This is a genomic window from Endozoicomonas sp. (assembly GCF_051008435.1).
Lineage (GTDB): Bacteria > Pseudomonadota > Gammaproteobacteria > Pseudomonadales > Endozoicomonadaceae > Endozoicomonas_A.
Window position 1 is genome coordinate 1 of record NZ_JBPCXO010000258.1, and the last position, 3,959, is coordinate 3,959.

The following is a 3,959-nucleotide window of genomic DNA, read 5'->3' on the forward strand; positions in this document are numbered from 1 at the left end:
GAAGCTTTGCAGTCTGTTCACTCTGCTGTTCGTTGCGGGTTGAGAAAACCATGGGATAAAGGATAGTCGCTGCAAGGGAAAGGTATTATTCTCTTTCTCTGTCCAGCAGTTTTTTAGGAATTACAAAGATCTGTCCAGGTCAGACTTGATTCTGGAATTTCAGAAACTCAGCGCTTATGAGAAAAGCGTCATCCATAACAACCTGGTTAAAATTATTGAATCACTGGAATCTACGGAGGTGCATTGTGCAGCAAGTTAACTGCTCTTCTCCGGTTCAGATTTCACAATACGTAAAACAAGCCTTATCAAAACAACAGCCTATACAATTAAAAAACGTATTGGACAAACCCATTGGCAATGGATTCGTTAACCTCTCCCTGGTTAAGTTCATTGCCAAAGACAATGATTTGATTATATTACCTGCCTAAACCAATCTATTAAGCCCGATTCAATTCGGGCTTTTTCTAATCATCCAATTAATAAAAGCCTACCCAACTTCATAACCCTTTCCAGTATTCACCAAAACCCCATCCACCTCCAAAGCATCAAACAGCGTCTTGGCTTTCTTATAGCCAATACCTTCCTTCTCCATAACACCTCTTAATGTCAGCCTATCGCCATACTGACCCGAGAGGATTCTTTCTCTGAGATCACTCTTCAAGGTAACGGTTGTTGTCGTTTCCGACAGTTGTTTCTCTGTTCTTGCCCGAGTGGTGACTGTTTCTGATACTGTTCCCGACACACAAGGCATGCTTTTCTGTTCTTGCTCCTGGTAGCGTTCCTGTAGCTGCTCTTGATATTGTTTTCGCCTTGTTTTCTGTTGCTGTCCTGCATTCTCCTGACTGGATAACAGGGTAAAACCAACAACAGCACAACCGTCTATCAGGATCGACAGCAGCAGCCAGGCATAAAACCGCTTCTGACTTTCTAACCCTACCAACCCGACAGACTGCTCTACAGGCTTATCAAGCAACTCTCTTCGCTCTTTCTGCCACTCCTTCACCTCGGCCAGTGTATCTGCCCTGAGTGTTCTGGAAGCCGCTTCCTGCCCTATCCTGATTTGTTCATCCAGTTGACTGATGGTGGTTTGTCGTTGTTGCCAGGCAATAGACTGTTGTTGTCGTGCCTGCTCTCCTGTTTCCAGAAACGTTACTGAGGCACCAATAGAAACAACAAACAAAGAAACACCCACTATTAGCAACAAAACACCCGGCAACAGATTCCTGTTCTTGAGGAACAGAAACGCCATGGGTAACAATGAGAACTTGCAAAGCTCAAGCGCAAAACCCGCGAGACCAGAAACATATTGCAACCATTCTTCTTCAGGCAGCTGACTCCAAAGCAATACGGTAAAGACAATAGAAACGATAGACAATATGACAGAGCCAGCCATAAGACTGTAACGCATCCAACAATTCATAATTCACTCTATTTTGATATGAGTTAATCGAGAGTCTTATTCAATCAGTCATTTAAAAATTCACGACGAATGTAATAGCAGCGAGGTCTTTCCTTTGCGTAAATACGGACAGGAATTTTTTTAGCCACTCTTGCCTTCCCCTTACTTTTATCAAACTCGCCGGGCTCCAGGTACTTTCTAACCTTTAACTCATTTAATATCTGTCGTTTGGAATAAGTACAAAAATCATCCATTGATTTGGGCAGTATCATAATGAATTCATTATCCTTATAGCCCATCAATTTAACGGGTTGCTTAAAGGTTGAGTAATTATAATCTGTTGCCAGGTCTTCAAAGTTTGCCAGGTTAGAAATAATATTACTTCTCAGCTCCGACAAAGCTCTGTCCAGCTCGCTCACATCATCTTCCATATCCGATATCCAGAGATCTCGAATAAACACCATACAGTCGTTAATCAAATGGGGTGGCCAGTCGAGTATCTTGGCCTCTGAGGCATACATAGCCGCTACAGCAATGGCCGCCATGCGCTTAAGAACCGCCTCTACTTCATTAGATTTCGGGACGTCACCACTCATCAACAAAACCTTCATGGTTTTAACATTATCCAGAATTTCATTTCTGAATTTTTTATAACCTTTCTCTTTCAACTGGCTAAGCAAATAGCTGATAAAAACGGGCCCCGCTGTCCCATAGAACTTACCACTTGAATCCTTCAAATGATCCACCAGGTCTGAGGGATCATCGTCAGTTTGAACAATTCCATTCTCCAGAGCATCCACACGAATGTCAGGCATACGATGCAACTGCCCACCTCGCTTGTTCTGACCAACACTTTTTAGGATTTGTTCTGTAGACTGCTCACCTGACGACAGCAGCATAATATGCCAATACGTTTGATTCCTGAGCCCGCCAGTTTCTACGCTTCGCCCCTTGGGCGTTCCACCGGTCAGTGTATAAATTAACTTGCCCAGCTCTTGAGCATCCAGCTCCCCGATCTCATCCAGACAAAGCACAATATCATTATGAAGCTGAGCCGTAGCTTCCAGCCCGTTTGCTGTGGCATTCCACTTACGGATACTGGTCTTACTACTATATACCTGAGGATCCGAGCCATTACCCCAGACACTGGCAGCACACTGCATCAAAGCCGTTTTACCAGAGCGCGACAACCCCCAAAAATGAAAACCACCTGAAGGCGTACCTGACAGCTTTGTCATGCCCCCAGCCAGACCGGCAGCAATACAAAACATAATCAGATAGTTACCTTTTGCCTTGTCAGCAATTTCGGTTTTCCATTCTGATAACTTCCCCCTGGATGATATGGTTTTACTGGCTACCTCCTGTTGCTGCTGAAAGAAAATTTCTCGCCCATCGCCTGTATTGCCAATAATTTTGTCTGGCAAAACAAATACCGGACTTTCCTCCTGACCAGGTACTTCAAACCAGCCCAACTTGGACGCTGCCCAACTGCGAATTTTGCTGTGATGTGTCATAAGATCCAGATAACGGGAAACGTATTTCTCTTTCCCTGACATCATGATCATGCCTTGTTCAAGCAAGTCCCCCCAGACTAAAGCGTCTTTGGTTTTAGTGAACCACTTGGCCGGATAACAGGCGGCCCTGGGCTCATAATTCTCATTAAAGAATTTAATAACCCGATAGGATGCTCCAAACTCATCATTGGCCAATGAATGAACCCAGATCGGCCTTAATGCAATCAAATCCCTGTTATGAGACTCCCCCCAAGGCTGACCTCTAAACAACGCACCTGAATGGGCATCAATAAAATGCTCACTACCCGTGTCAGGCCAGGGGACTGGATCATGAAATAAAACCTCTTCCTCAGTGAACCCGGTTGAAGTCGTTTGAACCTTTCGGCTGCGCTTGATAGAAATGACATTATTCTTGTGCTTCTCAGGATCGTATTCACCCCGGGTGTTTTTAATGGCACTTTCTATAGTCATCTGGCCATAGGTTTGCCCACCTCGCATTTCATCCCACTTTGGTCGTATCAGCTTACTGCAGCGAAAAAAGCGATCCATACGCTCAGGATCTTTCCGGGTCCACCATGCCAATACGCAACAGTGAGCCATATCCGCCTCAGACCAGCCGTCATTGTCTTTATTGGCATAGCTTGAACGATCACCGGCCATTAAGGCTTCAAACTTCCCCCCCTGCTTACTCTTCTTAATGGCAGCAATGAGTGCCTGGTCATCCATTTCCAGAGGAGCTGCTGGCTTTACAGGTTGTTGGACCGGTTTTGGCTCAATATCAAGCCGCTCAAGATAAAGAGCTTTCAGCGCCTCCTGATCCTGGCTAAGTAAATATTTGCCATCAACAACATGGCCGGTAATAGTGATGAAACGCACTTTTTCATACATTTCTATCTCATAATCAAGCCCAACCTTTTTACACTTAGGGGTACAGCAATTAATAATTTACCGGCTCTGGCACAATAGCAACATCCCACTTTCGTAACTCAGGGTTTCGTATGATGTAAGGTTGAATTTCCTTCAATTCAGCTTTACTGAGCTTCACT

General features: G+C 44.6%; 2 protein-coding genes. Both read right to left on the reverse strand.

What is annotated here, in order from left to right; genetic code table 11:
• Positions 1 to 487: 487 nt before the first annotated feature.
• A complete protein-coding gene (locus ACR2PX_RS13250) occupies positions 488 to 1,420 on the reverse strand; it encodes a hypothetical protein (RefSeq protein WP_433999830.1) in 933 nt (310 codons plus the stop codon).
• A gap of 44 nt (positions 1,421 to 1,464) precedes the next feature.
• On the reverse strand, positions 1,465 to 3,801 hold the full coding sequence (locus ACR2PX_RS13255) for a phage NrS-1 polymerase family protein (protein ID WP_433999831.1): 2,337 nt from the start codon (positions 3,799 to 3,801) through the stop codon (positions 1,465 to 1,467).
• Positions 3,802 to 3,959: the final 158 nt, after the last annotated feature.